Origin of the sequence: Streptomyces sp. RPA4-2, from assembly GCF_012273515.2 — a bacterium.
Lineage (GTDB): Bacteria > Actinomycetota > Actinomycetes > Streptomycetales > Streptomycetaceae > Streptomyces > Streptomyces kaempferi.
In genome coordinates, this window is record NZ_CP050975.2 from 6081575 (window position 1) to 6097940 (window position 16366).

The 16366-nt window shown below is 72.7% G+C and carries 13 protein-coding genes; 3 read left to right on the forward strand and 10 right to left on the reverse strand.

From position 1 onward, the window contains the following. Positions 1 to 23: 23 nt before the first annotated feature. The 5 genes from HEP85_RS26775 to HEP85_RS26795 all read right to left on the reverse strand — a co-directional run bounded on the left by HEP85_RS26775 (position 24) and on the right by HEP85_RS26795 (position 6570). Entirely contained in the window at positions 24 to 794 is a 771-nt protein-coding gene (locus HEP85_RS26775; protein ID WP_168530208.1) for a TIGR03943 family protein, read from the reverse strand. After that, the gene (locus tag HEP85_RS26780; protein ID WP_369657851.1) at positions 791 to 1948 is read right to left on the reverse strand and encodes a permease; all 1158 of its coding nucleotides are present in this window, start codon (positions 1946 to 1948) and stop codon (positions 791 to 793) included. Before HEP85_RS26780 ends, HEP85_RS26775 begins: the two co-directional genes overlap by 4 nt. Before the next feature lie 82 nt (positions 1949 to 2030). Beyond that, positions 2031 to 3548: a penicillin-binding protein 2 gene (locus tag HEP85_RS26785; RefSeq protein ID WP_168530209.1), complete on the reverse strand. Its 1518-nt coding sequence runs from the start codon at positions 3546 to 3548 to the stop codon at positions 2031 to 2033. A 19-nt stretch (positions 3549 to 3567) separates the two neighbouring features. Then, positions 3568 to 4989 carry an FtsW/RodA/SpoVE family cell cycle protein gene (locus HEP85_RS26790; protein ID WP_168534047.1) on the reverse strand — a complete coding sequence of 474 codons (1422 nt, stop codon included), beginning with the start codon at positions 4987 to 4989 and terminating at the stop codon, positions 3568 to 3570. A gap of 120 nt (positions 4990 to 5109) precedes the next feature. Further along, entirely contained in the window at positions 5110 to 6570 is a 1461-nt protein-coding gene (locus tag HEP85_RS26795) for an ATP-binding protein (RefSeq protein WP_369657852.1), read from the reverse strand. A gap of 476 nt (positions 6571 to 7046) precedes the next feature. Between HEP85_RS26795 and HEP85_RS26800 the strand changes: the two genes are divergently transcribed. Further along, complete coding sequence (locus HEP85_RS26800; RefSeq protein ID WP_369657853.1) at positions 7047 to 7238, forward strand: hypothetical protein; 192 nt, start codon at positions 7047 to 7049, stop codon at positions 7236 to 7238. Between the two features lie 522 nt (positions 7239 to 7760). On the opposite strand, the gene HEP85_RS26805 is transcribed toward HEP85_RS26800, so the two are convergent. Further along, positions 7761 to 8267 carry a dual specificity protein phosphatase family protein gene (locus tag HEP85_RS26805; RefSeq protein WP_168534049.1) on the reverse strand — a complete coding sequence of 169 codons (507 nt, stop codon included), beginning with the start codon at positions 8265 to 8267 and terminating at the stop codon, positions 7761 to 7763. 97 nt (positions 8268 to 8364) lie between these two features. On the opposite strand from HEP85_RS26805, the gene HEP85_RS26810 reads away from it, so the two are divergent. Then, the gene (locus HEP85_RS26810) at positions 8365 to 9162 is read left to right on the forward strand and encodes a nuclease-related domain-containing protein (RefSeq protein WP_168530211.1); all 798 of its coding nucleotides are present in this window, start codon (positions 8365 to 8367) and stop codon (positions 9160 to 9162) included. Between the two features lie 161 nt (positions 9163 to 9323). Here HEP85_RS26810 and HEP85_RS26815 read toward each other — a convergent pair whose 3' ends face one another. Beyond that, the gene (locus HEP85_RS26815) at positions 9324 to 10601 is read right to left on the reverse strand and encodes an ATP-binding protein (protein ID WP_168530212.1); all 1278 of its coding nucleotides are present in this window, start codon (positions 10599 to 10601) and stop codon (positions 9324 to 9326) included. A 357-nt stretch (positions 10602 to 10958) separates the two neighbouring features. After that, positions 10959 to 11840, reverse strand: coding sequence for a non-homologous end-joining DNA ligase (gene ligD / locus HEP85_RS26820; RefSeq protein ID WP_168530213.1), 882 nt, complete (start codon positions 11838 to 11840; stop codon positions 10959 to 10961). Between the two features lie 161 nt (positions 11841 to 12001). On the opposite strand from ligD, the gene HEP85_RS26825 reads away from it, so the two are divergent. Further along, a complete protein-coding gene (locus HEP85_RS26825) occupies positions 12002 to 13138 on the forward strand; it encodes a Ku protein (protein WP_248002079.1) in 1137 nt (378 codons plus the stop codon). 119 nt (positions 13139 to 13257) lie between these two features. On the opposite strand, the gene HEP85_RS26830 is transcribed toward HEP85_RS26825, so the two are convergent. Both HEP85_RS26830 and HEP85_RS26835 read right to left on the reverse strand, forming a co-directional pair. Beyond that, the gene (locus HEP85_RS26830; RefSeq protein WP_168530215.1) at positions 13258 to 15018 is read right to left on the reverse strand and encodes a beta-ketoacyl synthase; all 1761 of its coding nucleotides are present in this window, start codon (positions 15016 to 15018) and stop codon (positions 13258 to 13260) included. A gap of 419 nt (positions 15019 to 15437) precedes the next feature. Further along, positions 15438 to 16328: a LysR family transcriptional regulator gene (locus HEP85_RS26835; RefSeq protein ID WP_168530216.1), complete on the reverse strand. Its 891-nt coding sequence runs from the start codon at positions 16326 to 16328 to the stop codon at positions 15438 to 15440. Positions 16329 to 16366: the final 38 nt, after the last annotated feature.

Here is a 16366-nt window from a genome sequence, read left to right on the forward strand (position 1 = left end):
CACCCCCGTCTCCAATGTTCCGGTCAGTTGTTCCAGCTCTCGTCGTACGGGTCGCGCGGGGTCGGGACCGGCCTGGCCTCGGTGACGTCGAGGAAGGGGATGACCCCGTCGTTGACCGGGTCCTTGGCCCGCTTGCCGGTGTAGGTGCCGGTGACCCGCAGCCAGGCGTCGGGCTCCAGGACGGGCGGGATGTGCCCGGTCAGACCGATCTTGACCGGCTGGGCGTCGGCGGCACAGCAGTTGAGCGCCATCCGGACCAGGTACGGGGTGCCGTCGTGGCCGAGGGCGACGAAACCGGTGACCTCCACCCGCCGGTTCCCCAGGGTGCGGCCGTGACCGTACGCGGCGCGCCCCGCGTAGTCGACGACGCTGAGCGGGAGCGGGTCGGCGGCCGGCAGGCGCGGATAGGCGAGGGGCGCCTGCAGGGCCGTACCGGTGTGCAGGGCGCTGTAGGAACCGAGCGCGGGCGGGGCGACCAGGATGAGGGCGAACAGGGGCAGGACGAGGAGCCAGGAGACACGGGGTTCCCGGTGCGCGTGTCCGTGGCCGTCCCCGCTCCCGGCCTCTTGCCCCTCGCCTTCCCCCGCGCCCTCCGCGTGCCGGTGTCCGTCCTTCGACGCGCGCCGGTCGTACCAGACCGTCGCCAGCGCCGCGAGGATCAGGACCACACCGGCCGCGAGGAGCAGGGGCCGCAGCCCGGCCTTGACATAGCGCAGATAGAGGTCGGTGAAGCCGGCGTGCAGCACCGCCGCCCCGACCAGGAACATGATCACCGCCTGGGCCTGCCGGTTCACAGGAGCACCGTCCCGACGAGCACCGATCCGAGGATGGCCAGCGCGAAGGTGGCGGGCGCGAACCGCAGGGCGAACCCGCGGCCGAACGTGCCCGCCTGCATGGCGAAGAGCTTCAGATCGATCATCGGTCCCACCACGAGGAAGGCCAGCCGCGCGGTCAGCGAGAACTGGGTCAGGGACGAGACTACGAACGCGTCGGCCTCGGAGCAGATGGACAACAGCACCGCCAGGACGGCCAGGGCGAGGATCGCCACCACCGGGTTGTCGGCCGCGGCGTGCAGCCAGCTCGCCGGCACGACGGCCTTGAGCGTGGCCGCCGCCATGGCCCCGATGACGAGGAAGCCGCCGGCGTGCATCACGTCGTGCCGTACGGACCCCCAGAACGCGGCCCCCTTGCCGAGACCCTCGTGCGAGGGGCGGGCCGGCGGCCGCAGCCAGTCGGCACGGCCCAGCCGCTGCCACAGCCACCCCATCGAGCACGCCACGAGCAGACTCGCCACGAAGCGGGCCACGACCATCTCGGGGTCGCGGGGGAACGCGACGGCGGTGGCGGTCAGCACGATCGGGTTGATCGCCGGGGCCGACAGCAGGAACGCCAGCGCCGCCGCCGGTGTCACCCCCCGGCGCACCAGCGCGCCGGCCACCGGCACGGACGCGCACTCGCAGCCCGGCAGCACCGCCCCGGCCATCCCGGCCACCGGCACGGCCAGCGCGGGCCGCTTCGGCAGCGCGCGGGCGAAGAACGCGGGCGGGACGAACACCGCGATGGCCGCCGACAGCAGCACGCCGAGGACGAGGAAGGGCAGCGCCTGGAGGACCACCGCGACGAACACGGTCATCCAGCTCTGCATCACGGGCGCGGACAGGGCGCCGCGGACCGGGCCCTGCGCCAGCACCAGCACGACCAGCAGCATCACCAGCACGAGCGGCGAGCTGAACTGCCAGCCCTGCGAATCGTCGGCCTGCCGTTCCTTCGTCCCGGCCGGCGGCTCTTCCGCTTCGGCCCGCGGTTCGTTCGCCCCGGCTCGCCGTTCCTTCGCCTCGGCCGGCGGTCCGCCCGCGTCCTTGACCCCCGGTCCGCCCGCGTCCTCGACCCGCGGTTCGTCCGGGTCGCGGTGGCCGGGCCCCGGCGGGGCCGCTCTGGTGATGCTCACGGGCGAGGTACCTCCGGCATGACAGGACGGGGCCGTTGTGGTGGGGAGCCTCCCATCAGTACGCCGATTCCGGCCGGATATCTCATTCCGGCCGCAACCGACCTCCACGACGTCCCTTCGAGCCTCCTTCGCCGTGCCCGTCCCCGGACCCGAGCACCGCCTCCATCACCGCCTTCGCGATCGGCGCCGCGTCCCCGCCCCCGCTGATGTCGCCGCGGTCCGCGGCCGCGTCCTCGACGACGACCGCGACCGCCACCGCGGGCTGCAGGGAGTCGTCGGCCTGGGCCCAGGAGACGAACCAGGCGTACGGCAGCCCCAGGTTGTCGATGCCGTGCTGGGCGGTCCCGGTCTTGCCGCCGACGGTCGCCCCCGGGATCGCGGCGTTCGCGCCGGTGCCGTCCGTCACCACGTCCGTCATCAGCCGGCGCATCCGTGCGGCCGTCGCCGGGCTCATCGCCTGGCGGAGCGTGTGCGGTCCGGTCGTCGAGACGGTGGTGCCGTCCAGCCCTTTCCTCCGTTCCACCAGGTAGGGCGACTTGACGGTCCCGCCGTCCGCCACGGCCGCCGAGATCATCGCCATCTGCAGGGGCGTGGCCCGGGTGTTGAACTGGCCGATGGAGGAGAGCGCCAACTGCGGCCTGTCGAGGACGGTGTCGAAATTACTGGGCGCGGCCAGGAACGGGATCCGCAGCTTCTTGTCGTTGAAGCCGAAGTCCGCCGCCGTGCGGCTCATGGCACGCAGTCCCACGTCCACGCCGAGTTTGGCGAAGACCGTGTTGCACGACCACTCGAAGGCGTACCGCAGCGACGCGTCCTCGCAGCCCTCGGTCTCGTTCGTCAGCCAGGTCGTGGTGCCGGGCAGCGTGTACGGGTCGGGGGAGTCGGTCGACTCGTCGACGTCCGTCACCACGCCGGTCTCCAGCGCCGCCGCGGCCGTCACCACCTTGAACGTCGACCCCGGCGGATAGGTCTGCCGGATCGCCCGGTTGAGCATCGGCTTGTCCGCCGCCGCGTTCAGCCGCCGCCACGCGTCCGTCACCGCCGTCCCCGTCCCCGACAGCTGCCCGGGGTCGTAGGAGGGCGTCGAGACCAGCGCCAGGATCCTGCCCGTGGACGGCTGGATGGCGGCGACCGCGCCCCGGCGCCGGCCGAGCCCCTGGTAGGCCGCCCGCTGTGCGGCCGGATCGAGGGTGGTGACGATCTGGCCGCCGGGGTTGCGGGCCCGCGTGAAGTCGTTCCACAGCGGGAGCGGGGAGAGCAGCGGATCGGTGCCGGAGAGGATGCCGTCCTCGGTGCTCTCCAGGGACGTCGTGCCGTACACCTGTGAGGCGAAGCCGGTCACGGGCGCGTACAGCGGGCCGTCCGTGTACGTCCGTTCGTAGCGGAGCTGCTCCCCGGTGTCCCTGGAGCCGGTGACCGGCCGCCCGCCGACCAGGATGTCGCCGCGCGGCTGCCCGTACCGGGCGATCGACTGACGGCGGTTGGCCGGGTTGTCGTCGTACGTCCCGCCCCGGACGATCTGGACGCGGGCGGCGTTCACGAGGAGCGCGACGAGCAGCACGGCGCACAGGGCGGCGGCCCTGCGGATGTACTTGGTCATGGTGAGTCCTTCCGGCGGCTCACGGCGCCGCCGTCCCGTCGTACTGACTGCGTGCCGAATCGCTGATCCGGATCAGCAGCGCGACGATGATCCAGTTGGTGACGACCGAGGAGCCGCCCTGGGCGAGGAACGGCATCGCCATTCCGGTCAGCGGGATCAGACCGGTCACCCCGCCGGCGATCACGAAGACCTGGAGCGCCACGATCGAGGCGAGGCCGATCGCGAGGAGGCGCCCGAAGGGATCGCGCAGGGCGAGGCCGGCCCGGTAGCCGCGCTCCACGAGGAGCGCGTAGAGGAGGAAGATCGCCGAGAGCCCGGACAGGCCCAGCTCCTCGCCCGCCGTCGCGAGGATGAAGTCCGACTTGGCGGCGAAACCGATCAGGATGGAGTGGCCGAGCCCGAGACCGGTGCCGAGCATGCCGCCGGCGGCGAACGCGAAGAGGGACTGGGCGAGTTGGTTGGGCCCGAGCCCCGCGTCGATCGAGGCGAAGGGGTGCAGCCAGTCCTGCACCCGCCCGTGGACGTGCGGTTCCAGCCGGCCCACGGCCATCGCGCCCGCGCAGGCGAGCAGGAGGCCCACCGCGATCCAGCCGGTGCGGCCGGTGGCGATGTACAGCAGGATCACGAACAGGCCGAAGAACAGCAGCGACGTCCCCAGGTCCCGCTCCAGGATGAGCACCAGCACGCTCAGCAGCCAGACCGTGACGATCGGGCCGAGGACGCGGCCGGTGGGCAACTGGAGCCGGATGAAGCCGAGGACCGGACGGCCCGCGTGCGTGAGCGCGTTGCGGTTGGCCGCGAGGTAGCCGGCGAAGAAGACCGCGAGGAGCACCTTCGCGAACTCGCCCGGCTGGATGGAGAATCCGGCGATCCGGATCCAGATCCGGGCGCCGTTCACGGCGGGGAAGAGGATCGGCAGGAGCAGCAGCGCGAGCGCGGTGACGACCGAGACGTAGGTGTAGCGCTGCAGGACGCGGTGGTCGCGCAGGAAGAACACGACCACGATGAACAGCGCGACACCGAGGGTCGACCAGATGAGCTGGATCGGGGCGGCCGGGTCGTCGGGGGTCTCCAGGTCGAGACGGTAGATCAGCACCAGGCCGAGGCCGTTGAGGAGGACGGCGATCGGCAGCAGCAGCGGATCGGCGTACGGCGCCCGCAGCCGCACCGCGACGTGCGCGAGGAGCGCCAGCACGCCGAGCCCCGCGCCGTAACCGGCGGCGCCGGGCGGGACGGTGCCGTGCCGGGCGAGTCCGACGGCGCAGTAGCCGTACACGGAGAGCAGCACGGCGACGACGATGAGGGTGAACTCGATGCCGCGGCGCCTGGCGAGACGTGCGGAGGGGACGGGTGGGGGTGGGTCCGCCACCACGGCCGTTCCGGTAGTTCCGGCCGTTCCGGCTGTTCCGGTCGGTCCGGTCGTTTCGTCCGAACCGGGCATTCCGGGCTGAATCATGTCCGGAACGTAGCAAGTGGTGGAGCTCATGTCCCGTCATGCAGTGATGAACGGTCCGTTTCGGTGTAGCCGGCGCGGGTTCATCGCGTTGGGGGAGCGGAGGACTCAGGGACCGGTGTCACCGTCGCGGCCGTTCCCGCCGTCCCGGTCGGTCCCACCGTTCTCCCCGTCCCGTTCGTTCCGCGAGCTCCGCTCGTATCGCTCGTCCCGCTCGTTCCGCTCGTCCTGTGCGTCCTGTGCGTCCTGAGGGAGCGTCAAGGTCGCCAGGGCCCCACCGTCGGGAGCGTTGGTGAAGACCAGCAGCGCGCCCAGCACCTCCGCCTGGCCGAGCGCGATCGTCAGACCGAGGCCATGGCCCTTGGAGCCGCCCTCGGTACGGAACCGCTGCGGCCCGTGCTCCAGCAGGTAGTCCGGATAGCCGTCGCCGTGGTCCCGTACGGTCACCACCGGGCCGTCGACGGTCAGCGTCACCGGCGCCCTGCCGTGCTTGTGCGCGTTGGCCACCAGATTGCCGAGCACCCGCTCCAGGCGGCGCCGGTCGGTCTCCACCCGTGTGTCGCGCACGACATGGACCTCGGTCTCGGTGCCCGACGCCCACACCACCCGGCCGGCCAGCGGGGCCAGGGGCTCCGAATCCAGTTCCAGCCGTTCCCGTCCGGCGTCCAGACGGGAGATCTCCAGCAGATCCTCGGTGAGCGTGCGCAGCGTGGCGACCCGGTCGCGCACCAGCTCGGTCGGCCGGCCCGGCGGCAGCAGCTCGGCCGCCGCGTGCAGCCCGGTCAGCGGGGTGCGCAGCTCGTGCGCCACGTCCGCGGTGAAGCGCTGCTCGCTCAGCAGTTTGCCCTGCAGCGAGGCCGCCATCGTGTCGAGCGCGCCGGCGACCGCGGCCACCTCGTCCTGAGGACGTGTCGGGCGCTGGGTACGGGGGTTGACGCCGCCCCGGGAGTCGTGGACGGTACGGGTGTCGTAGGCGGTACGGGGGTCGTGGACGGTGCGGGGGTCGTTGACGCGTGCGTCCAGGTCGCCGGCGCTGATCCGCCGGGCCACCCGCGCCGTCGCGTGCAGCCGCCGGGTCACCCGGGTCACCGCGAACGCCCCCACCAGCAGCGTCGCGCCGATCGCCAGCGCCGAGGACCACACGATCGCCCGGTCCAGGGCGTCGATGGCGTGGGCCCCCTGCGCGTAGTCGAACTGCACGGCGAGTGCCCGCCCGCGGCCGGCGGGTCCGGCCGCCCACATGGTGGGATGCTCGTCCTGGCCGCCGACCATCGTGCCGCGCCGGCCGTCGGTGGCCAGCTCGCGCAGCGCGGCCGGCAGCCCCGGCAGGTCGACGCCCGCGCCCGGGGGCAGCCGGTCGCCCTCCTCGTACGCAGCCGTCACCTCGGCCAGCCGGTCGAGCGCGCGGCCGCGGGCCTCGCCGACGGTCTGGTCGGTCACCGACACATGCACGAGGACGCCGAGGAGGGCGGCCAGGCCGCAGCACATCACCGCGAGGAAGGCGGTCGCCTTCCAGGTGAGGGTGGCGGTCCAGTGGGGGATGCGGCAGAGGGCCCGTAGGGTGCGCATGGGACGGAAGCGCCGGGCGGGGCGGGGGTGCCCGGCGGGGCGGGGGTGCCGTCGGGGGCGCGTCATGAGCCGCTCGCCGACGGGGACGGGCCGGAGGTCGTGAAGGGGGGCGCGGACGCGGACGGCGGCGGGACGGGCGCCGGGGTGGTGGCACGGGTGGGCGTGGGGGAGGGGTGCCCACCCGGAGGATCTCGTCGCGGGTCGCCAGCATCGCGTTCTGGTGCGGGTCCCAGGTCCACACCGTACGGAACTCGTAGCCCGGCAGGGTCGAGGGCGAGCGGATGATCACCTGGCGGCCCGCGAGCTCGACGCTGACCACGCTGTCCGAAGTGCTCATGACCTGCACCAGCCGGTGGTCCAGGAAGGCGTACACGCGTACGGCCAGCTGGTTGTGGGGGAAGCGGATGCCGAGCACCATGTCGTCCTTCCCGTCGCCGGTGAGATCGCGGTAGTACGCCTTCAGGAGCGGGCAGTCCTTGCCGAGGGCGCCCTTCTTCCCGCAGTCCTCCAACTGCCGGGCGGTCGCCGCGTGCGAGGCGCCCGCGCCGGAGTACTCGTCCGGGTGCGCGGCGACCTCGGCGCGCACCACGTCGAGCGGATTCACCTGGTGGATGTCGTCACCCGGCGCGGTGACACCCTTGACCGTCTCGGTGTCGGCCTCGCCGTAGTCGAGGGCGGGCGTCGACGCGGGAGGCAGCTCCGGCCAGAGCCTGGCGGGGCCCACGGCGGTGGGCGTCTCACCCGCGGAGCGCAGCGCACCGGAGTCGCCACAGCCGGCCAGGACCGCCACCAGCGCGGCGGCGAGGGCGGCGAGCGTGAGGCGGCTGGGCCGAGTGGGGGTCACTGCTCTCCTGCGTCCGTGCCCGCCTCGGTCCGGGGCCGGGGACGGCACGGTGCGCGAGGCCGGCGTGAAACCGACGGAACCGACGCCCTACACCTTATTCGTACGGAAGTCCTTTTTGTTCGTGGGCGGAGCGCCGACCGGACTCCCGTGTTCCGGCCCTCCGGGCTCCTGCGTTCCGCCCCGGAGTCCCGGGTTCCGTCGACCGGACTTCCCTGGTTCCGCCGCTTCTCCCGTCCCTCAGCCCCGCCCGGCAGCTCCGCCGGTGCCCCCGTCGCTACTCGGCTGTTCCACTACTTCGCTACTGCGCTACTGCGCTACTGCGCTACTGCGCTGCTCCGCTACTCCGCTACTCCGCCAGTTCCTCCAGGAGCCGGGCGGTGGGGAGTCCGGCCCGCAGGTACTCCACGAACAGTTCGTTGTGCAGGGCCCACGGCGAGCGGCGGCCCCGGATCAGCCGTATCGCCTCGTCGGAGCTGTGCCCCGCGAGGATCAGCGCGTGCGCCACGACGAGCCCCGAGCGGTTGTAGCCGTGGTAGCAGCGGACCAGGACCCGGCGACCGTCCTCCAGCGCGTCGTCCGCGGCCCGCGCGAGACGGATCACGCCCGCCAGCTGCGTGCCGTCCAGGGGGCCGTCCGGGATCGGCCACACATGGTGCTCGACGCCCGGGTCCGGACCGTGCCCCGGTAGCCGCAGCAGCGTCAGGACCAGGTCGAACTCATCGTGCACGACGGCGAATTCCGGCTCCCCGGAGGGCCCCGCGAAGGCGTGCCCGCCCATCCACAGGCCGGGCACGATCTCGCTCCACGGGTTCTGCGGAGCGGGTACATCGGGCTGTCTTCTGCGAGTCCGCAACGGCGCCTCCCACAACTCCCCCAACTGCTCACAAAGGTAACCGGGTTCTTGCCCCTGGAGCACCCCGCCTGTTCCCATGGTCATGGGGTGATGGTGCATGAACGGACTGCGGGTCGTACCGGCCTGGCGCCACGGACAGGAGCGCCTCTACGTGTGCCTGACCGACGGGAGGAACGTCGCCTGGTACGACCGTGACACGGCCCGGGTCAACCTGCTCAGCGAGGACCGGCGGGAGGACGTGCTCGACACCCTCGCCCCGTTCCTCACCGGCCCTGTGACCGTGGGTCCGCCTCCGGTCCCCACCCCGGCGGAGCTGGCCCGCCTCACCCTCCATCCGGACGACGACCTCGCGCCCAACCGGCCGGGCGAGGCACTGGTCGTCGCCCTCGACCGGGATCCGGGGCCGGCCCACCGGCTGCGGCCCGACCCGCGCCGCCGCGCGCTCGCCGCCGAGCAGACCGTCGGCGACGCCCTCGACCGGCTGGAGGGCGCGGGCTGGCACACCGTGCACTCGGTCCCCCTGCCCGGCGGTGACCGTATCCACCACCTGGTCATCGGACCCGGCGGTGTCTTCTCGGTCCGTGCCGTGTACGCCCGCAAGCAGCGGGTCCTCGTCACCGATCCCATGGTCACGGTCGGCCGCCGCGAGTCGCGCCCCCTGCTCCGGCAGGTCCGCGCCGACGCCGGCCGGGCCTCGTACGCGCTGACCGCCGAGGTCCGTCCCGTCCTGGCCCTGGCCGGGCCCGCGGGCCTCGACGTCCTCTCGCCGCTCCGTGAGCTGCGCGTGCTCCAGGACACCGAGCTGTCCTCCCTGGCCCGGCTGGGCGGGGTCCTGAAACCGGCGGACGTGGAGGCACTGCACGCGATGGCCCGTGACCGGCACACGTGGTTGTGAGGCTCCCGCCGCCTCTCTCACGCGTCCCGGGACCCCGGCGCCACGCGTCCCGGGACCGCCCGGCGCCACGGTTGCTTCGACGGCCTGTGTCACGTCCGTACGCCCTCTCCACGCCCTCTCTGACGTCCTCCGTACGCCCGTACTGCGCGACGGCAGGGGCGTCACATCCGTACGTGACGCCCGATGTCCTCCTCGAACTCGGTGAGGGCCTGCGCGGTGAGGGTCGGGCGGGTGTCGGCGACCGCCGCCAGGTAGTCCTCGGTACCGGCCGGCACGCCCCGGCGGTCGGTGATCTCGCGCTCGAACGCGGCCTGGGCGCCCTTGCGGGCGGCGAACTCGATGTCGGCGGGGGTGAACATCTCACTCGCCGCCACCAGCCGGTGCAGCTCGACCCGGTCGGCGGCGGCCCCGAGATAGCGCCGCCAGATGGCCTCCCGGGCCACCGGATCGGGCGGGCCCACCGGGATGACGTAGTCGAACCTCCCGGGCCGCAGGAACGCCTGATCCAGTGAGCGGACGGAGTTCGTGGCGCAGATCAGCAGCCGCTCGTCGTGGTCGCGGAAGCCGGGGATCAGTTTCAGCAGCTCGTTGGTGACACCGTGGCCGGGATCGACGGCCAGACCGGACCGGGCGCCGGCGATCTCCTCGACCTCGTCGATGAACAGCACCACCGTCTCCAGTTCCGCCAGCTCGGCGAAGGTGTTCCGCAGCGACGTGGCGAGCCCCTCGGCGCCCGCCGCCAGCCGGGACGGGAACAGCTCCACGAACGGCCACTCCAGCCGGGAGGCGACCGCCTTCGCGAAGCTGGTCTTCCCGGTGCCGGGAGGCCCGAAGAGGATGACCGCCTTCGGCGGCGCCACCCCGTACCGGTCGGCGAGCTCGGGCTCGGCCAGCGGCAGCACGATCCGCCGCTCGATGGCGTCCTTCTCCCGTTCCATCCCGGCGAGCGCGTGCCAGAGCCCCTGCGGCTGCAGCCTCCCGCCGAGCTCCGCGAGCAGACCCGCCTCGCCCGCGCCGAGATGCTCGATCTTCTCGTAGAAGACCAGCCCGGTGCGCGCCCGGTAGCCGGAGTTCTCCAGTGCCGTCGTCCCGGTCGCCCCCGGGGCGAGCAGTGCCCCGATCCGCCGTACGTCCTGGGTCCGCAGCCGGCGTTCGAGTTCACCGATCAGGGCGCTGCCGATGCCCCGGTCGCGCCACGCGGCGGAGAGCGCCACCAGCGTGATCCAGGCCCGTTCGCCCCGGACCTGTGCCACCGCCATGCCCACCATGTCGTTCCCGGCCACGGCGACCACGGCGGGGCCGCCGCCCCGGGCCGCCGCCATGACCTCGGAGACCGGGAAGACGGCGGCGGCGTCGTCCGCCTGCCGGTTCTGGTCCCAAATCTGGATCGCCTGGTCGAGATCATCGTCGTGGAAGTCCCGCAGTCGCCACGTCGGCATCATCGCCACCTCGCCGGCAGGCCGCCGCCGCCCCCGGTGGCACGCGGCCACACACCCTGCGCTGCCCTTGTCCGGTCTAGTCCGTCCCGCCCTGCCCCGCCCTTGACTTGCCCTGCCGGGTCCCGCTTCGCCCCCGTGTCCTGACGCTGTTCATTGTCCGCGTGGGCCGGATGCGCGGCGACCCGAGGTCCGAGGTCCGGCGACCCCAGGGTCCGAGGTCCGAGGTCCGGCGACCCGGGGCCTGACAACCCCGTCGGCCGGTGCCCCGTCGCGGGCCGGGAGAGGAGCCGAGAGGAGCGAAGAGGGGCCGAGAGGGTCCAGGAGGGGCCGCGTGAACCGTGCGCGGCGTCCGTCGGCTCACGGCAAGGCGTGCGCGCGGCCCGGATCCAGCAGCGGTGCCAGCAGATCGCCGTACCGCTCCAGCCGTGACGCGATGTCCCCGGCGTGGAAGACGAGCCGCTCCGGCTCACCGCAGTCCGCGACCTCGTCCCAGGTGACGGGCGCGGAGACGGTGGGCGTGGTCCGGGCCCGCAGGGTGTACGGCGTCGCCGTGGTCTTGCGCGCGGCGTTCTGGCTGTGGTCGACGAAGACCTTTCCCGGCCGCAGGCTCTTCGTCATCCGGTGTGTGACCAGGCCCGGCAGCGCGCGCTCCGCCTCGACGGCCAGCTCCTTCGCGTACGCGCTGACGTCCTCGGACGCCACCGGCACCAGCGCCGCCAGCAGATGCAGCCCCTTCGAGCCGGACGTCTTCGCGTACGCCGCGATTCCGTCCGCCGCCAGCCGCTCCCGCAGCCACAGGGCGACCTCGCAGCACTCGACGACCGTCGCGGGGGCGCCGGGGTCCAGGTCGAACACCAGCCGGTCCGCCGCGCCGGGCGCGTCCGCCCGCCACTGCGGTGTGTGGAACTCGGTGACGAGGTTCGCGGCCCACATGAGCGAGGGGAGGTCCTGGATCAGGACCATACGGGCGGGGCCCTCCGTCCGGGGGACCTCCGCGGCCTGGACCCAGGCGGGGGTGCCGGGCGGCACGTTCTTGGTGAAGAAGACCTGGCCGTCCGGTCCGTCGGGATAGCGCAGGAAGGAGACCGGCCGGTCGTGGAGGTGTGCCAGCAGCGGGGCCGCGGTCGTCGCGCAGTAGTGCAGGACCTCGCCCTTCGTGAAGCCGGTCGCCGGGTAGACGACCTTCTCCAGGTTGGTGAGCGCGAGCCGCCGTCCCTCCACCTCGGTGATCGGCGTCATGGGTCGAGCGTCGCACGAAACCGTGGGGGAGGCGCTCGGCGCCCCGCCTGCGGATGTGCTGTCGCGAACACGCGTCTAGCCTGACTTCCAACCGCACCCCGCGAAATCCGTGTCGGACCCCTCGTCCCTCGTCTCTCGCCTCTCGAATCCGTCTCAGGAAGGTGCTGCACGTGCGATCCATCTGGAACGGCGCCATCTCCTTCGGGCTGGTCAGTATCCCGATCAAGCTCGTGAACGCGACGGAGAGCCACTCGATCTCCTTCCGCCAGATCCACCTCGACGACGGTGGCCGCATCCGGTACCGGAAGTTCTGCGAACTGGAGGACCGCGAGGTCACCACCGGTGAGATCGGCAAGGCGTACGAGGACGGCGACGGCTCGCTGATCCCGGTCACGGACGAGGACCTCGCCTCGCTGCCGATCCCGACCGCCAGGACGATCGAGATCGTGGCCTTCGTGCCGGCCGACCGGATCGACCCGCTCCAGATGGACACGGCCTACTACCTGTCCGCGAACGGCGTCCCCGCCGCCAAGCCGTACATCCTGCTGCGCGAGGCCCTCAAGCGCAGCCGGAAGGTCGCCATCGCGAAGTTCGCGCTGCGCGGACGGGAGCGGCTCGGGATGCTGCGGGTGGTGGACGACGTGATCGCCATGCACGGGCTGCTCTGGCCGGACGAGATCCGCGGTACGGACGAGGTCGCCCCGGACGCGAACGTGACCGTCCGCGACCAGGAACTCGACCTGGCCGACGCCCTCATGGACACCCTCGGCGAGGTCGACCTCGCGGACCTGCACGACGACTACCGCGACGCCGTGGAGGAGCTGATCGCCGCCAAGGCCTCCGGCGAACAGGCGCCGGCCGCGCCCGCCGGGGAGAAGGCGGGTGGCAAGGTGCTCGACCTGATGGCCGCCCTGGAGAAGAGCGTGCGCGCGGCGAAGGAGTCCCGCGGCGAGGAGACGGACGGGGCGAGGGGCGCGAAGACCGAGGAGCGGACCGGTGGGAAGGCCGAGGAGACCGGCGGGACCGCCGAGGTCACCCCGCTCCCGGCCCGAAGGTCGGCTCGTACGGCACCGAAGTCGGTCGGAGGGAAGAAGTCCACGTCGACCGCGAAGAAGACGGCGGCGAAGAAGACGGCGACGAAGAAGGCCACGGGGAAGGCGTCCTCCGGGACCACCGCCCGGACGGCCACGAAGTCGACGGCCCAGGGGACGGCCAAGGGCGCGGCCAAGAAGACGGCCGCCAAGAAGAACACCGCCACCGCGAAGAAGACCACCCCGCGCAAACGGGCCTCGGCCTGAGACACGACAGAACCACGGCGGACCGGTAGGCGCCTGCCCGTACGCCCGTACGCCCGTACGCCCGTACGCCCGTACGCGCGGCCGATGTGGCACGCGCGGCCGATGTGGCCGCCGGCCGGTCAACCCGTCCGGCGAAACGCCAGTACCGCGTTGTGGCCGCCGAATCCGAACGAGTTGCTGAGGGCGAGGTCGCCGAACGCGGGCAGCGGGCGGGGGCTCTTGGTCACCACGTCCAGGCCGATGGCGTCGTCCTGGACGTCACAGCCGATGGTGGGCGGGATGAGGCCGTGATGGAGGGTGAGCACCGTGGCGACGGCCTCCACACCGCCCGCGGCTCCCTGGAGATGGCCGAGATGCCCCTTGAGCGCGGTGACGGGCACCCGCCCGCCGAGCACGGCGCGCAGGGCGTTCGCCTCGGCGAGATCGCCGTCGACGGTGGCGGTGGCGTGCGCGTTGACGTGGACGACGTCGACGACGTGGGCGCCCGCGTCCTGGACGGCCCGGCGCAGCGCCAGTGCCACGCCGCTGCCGGACGGGTCGGGCGCGGCCATGTGGTGGGCGTCCGCGGACAGGCCCCAGCCGGCGGCCTCGCAGTAGACGCGCGCCCGGCGTGCCCGCGCGTGCTCCTCGGCCTCCAGGAGCAGGAACCCGGCGCCCTCGCCGTTCACGAAGCCGTCGCGGTCGCCGGCGAACGGCCGGGAGGGGCTGGTGGATCCGATCGGGTGGGCGGACAGCGCGCGCATCGCGGCGAAGGAGGCCATGATCGCCGGGGTGACCACGGCCTCGGCGCCCCCGGCGAGGGCGACGTCGACCCGCCCGTACCGGATGCGGTCGATGGCCTGCCCGACGGCCTCGGTGCCGGAGGCGCACGCGCTGGTCACGGTGCGGGCCTCGCCGGTGATGCGCAGGGCGAGCGACACCTGCGACGCGGCCTGCGAGGGCACGGTCATCGGCGTGGTCAGCGGGGAGACCGCGCGCGGTCCGCGGTCGCGCAGCCTGCGGTCGCCGCCGACCAGGACGGAGGCGTCGCCGAGGATGGAGCCGACCGAGACGCCGACCCGATCGGGGGCGAGCCCGCTCTCCCCCGTGCCGGCGGGGTCGAATCCGGCGTCCTGCCAGGCCTCGCGGGCGGCGAGCACCGCGAACTGGGCGGACCGGTTCATCCGCCGCGCCTGCGGCCGGGGCAGCAGTCCGACGGGGTCCACGGGCACGGTCCCCGCGATCCGCACCGGCAGTCCGGCGAACTCCTCGCCCTCCAACTCGCGTATGCCGCAGCGGCCTTCGAGCAGCCCCTGCCACAGTTCCCCGACTCCGACACCGAGGGGCGTCACGGCGCCGAGCCCGGTGACGACGACCCGGCGCGGCGCACGGGCCCCGGCGGACCGGCGCGGACGCGGGTGATGGCGTACGACGTGTCCCTGCCGGACGGCTCGCGCGGCCCGCTCCCGCACCTCCGCGTCCGAGATCGGTTCCTGGGTCCCGCTGTCCAGATCCGGGTACCACTGGCCCCACCTACGGGTGTACGACTCCTCGACGGCCCCGGGGTCCACGACGCGCAGCGAACCGACGCGGTCTCCGTCCCGGAATTCCACCGTATCGAGATCGGAGGAGACGGTCTCGGGAATTGCCGCCACGTCCAACCGACGGCAGGCGACGGTCACTTGACGACCTCGCTCGAATACCGCGTCGTGATCCTTCCCGCCGAGCGGCGGCCGCAATGTCAGTCGAATGGTGTGCGGAGTCTCGGGCGAGGTGTGCATCACCGAGTACCAGGTGCTCTCCTTCACGTCCTGATCCGAGAGGGCGAGAAGATCACCGGGAATCACTTCGGCGACGGTGACGGCGTGGGGCTGTACGGGAACGTCGGAGGAATAGTGCATGTGAGCGATTGCTTTCTTCGGGGCCTTCCGTCATCAACTGTCGGCGAAGAAAGGCGCATTGCCTAGATGCCTGCACCAATTATGTGAGCGACGCCACCGAAAGCACTGATCGGAATTCCCCGGCAAAGACCGCCGAACCGTCCGGCCGCCTCCCACGTCGGGGGCCAACTGCCCCTGAAAGAACGGCACTCGGTCGTGTACGCGTGAGGACCGCGCGGAGGCGGCGGGGCGACGGACGGCGAGCACGGCCTCCCCACCGACGCCGCCCACTCCCGCACGTCGTCGATGCTCACCCTTGCCAGGGGAAGCCGACGCTCACGCTTGCCAGGGGAAGCCGACGCTCACGCTTGCCAGGGGAAGCCGACGCTCACGCTTGCCAGGGGAAGCCGACGCTCACGCTTGCCAGGGGAAGCCGATGCTCACGCTTGCCAGAGGAACTCGTGGGCCATGTCGAGCATGGCACGTGCCGCGGCACCTGGCGGGCGCTCGGACGGAGCGGCGAGTGAAAACTCCCATTCCAGGTCGGCGTCGTCGACGGTCAGGGTGGCGACGTCCTGTCCCTTGCCGAGGGCGACCCGCGGCAGCAGCGCCACGCCCAGGCCGTTTCGGACGTAGGCCACGCCGGTGGTGAGGTCGGTGATCTCGATGGCGACCTGATGGGGGACGGAGGCGGTGGTGAAGGCCCGGTCGGCAACGGTCCGGTTGCTGTAGCCCGCGGGGAAGTCGACGAAGTCCAGGCCGGCCAGTTCGGTGATCGACACGGTGCGGCGTCTCGCGAGCGGATGGGCGGCCGGCACGACGAGGTCGAGCACCGAGGTGGCCAGGGGGGTCAGCGTGATGCCGGTCGGGCGTGGTCCGGACCCCGAGACGAAGGCGAGGTCGAGCCGCCGTTCGAGGAGGGCGTCGACCAGGCCCTGGGAGCCGGAGGGAGCGGCGCTGGTCTGCAGGAACACGCCGGGATGACGCCGGTGGAATTCACCGAGGAACACGGGGAGGTCGATGACCCCGACCGTGGCTATCGCGCCCAGCCGCAGTGTGCCGCGCAGTCCGCCGCGGACCTCGCCCACCGCGTCCGCGGCCTCCCGGGCGGCGTCGAGAGCGGCGTGGGCGCGCGGCAGCAGGGCAGCACCGGCGTCGGTGAGCAGCACGCGCTTGGGGGTGCGTTCCAGCAGCGGCGTGCGGAGTTCTCGCTCGAGGTTCTTGATCGTGGTGGAGACCGCGGACTGGACGACGTGCAGCCGTGCGGCGGCACGGGTGAAGTTCGCTTCCTCGGCGACGGCGACGAAGTACTCGAGCTGGCGCAGTTCCACCCTCCGAGTATCCCTCAGCGAGCGCCCGAGGTATCTCT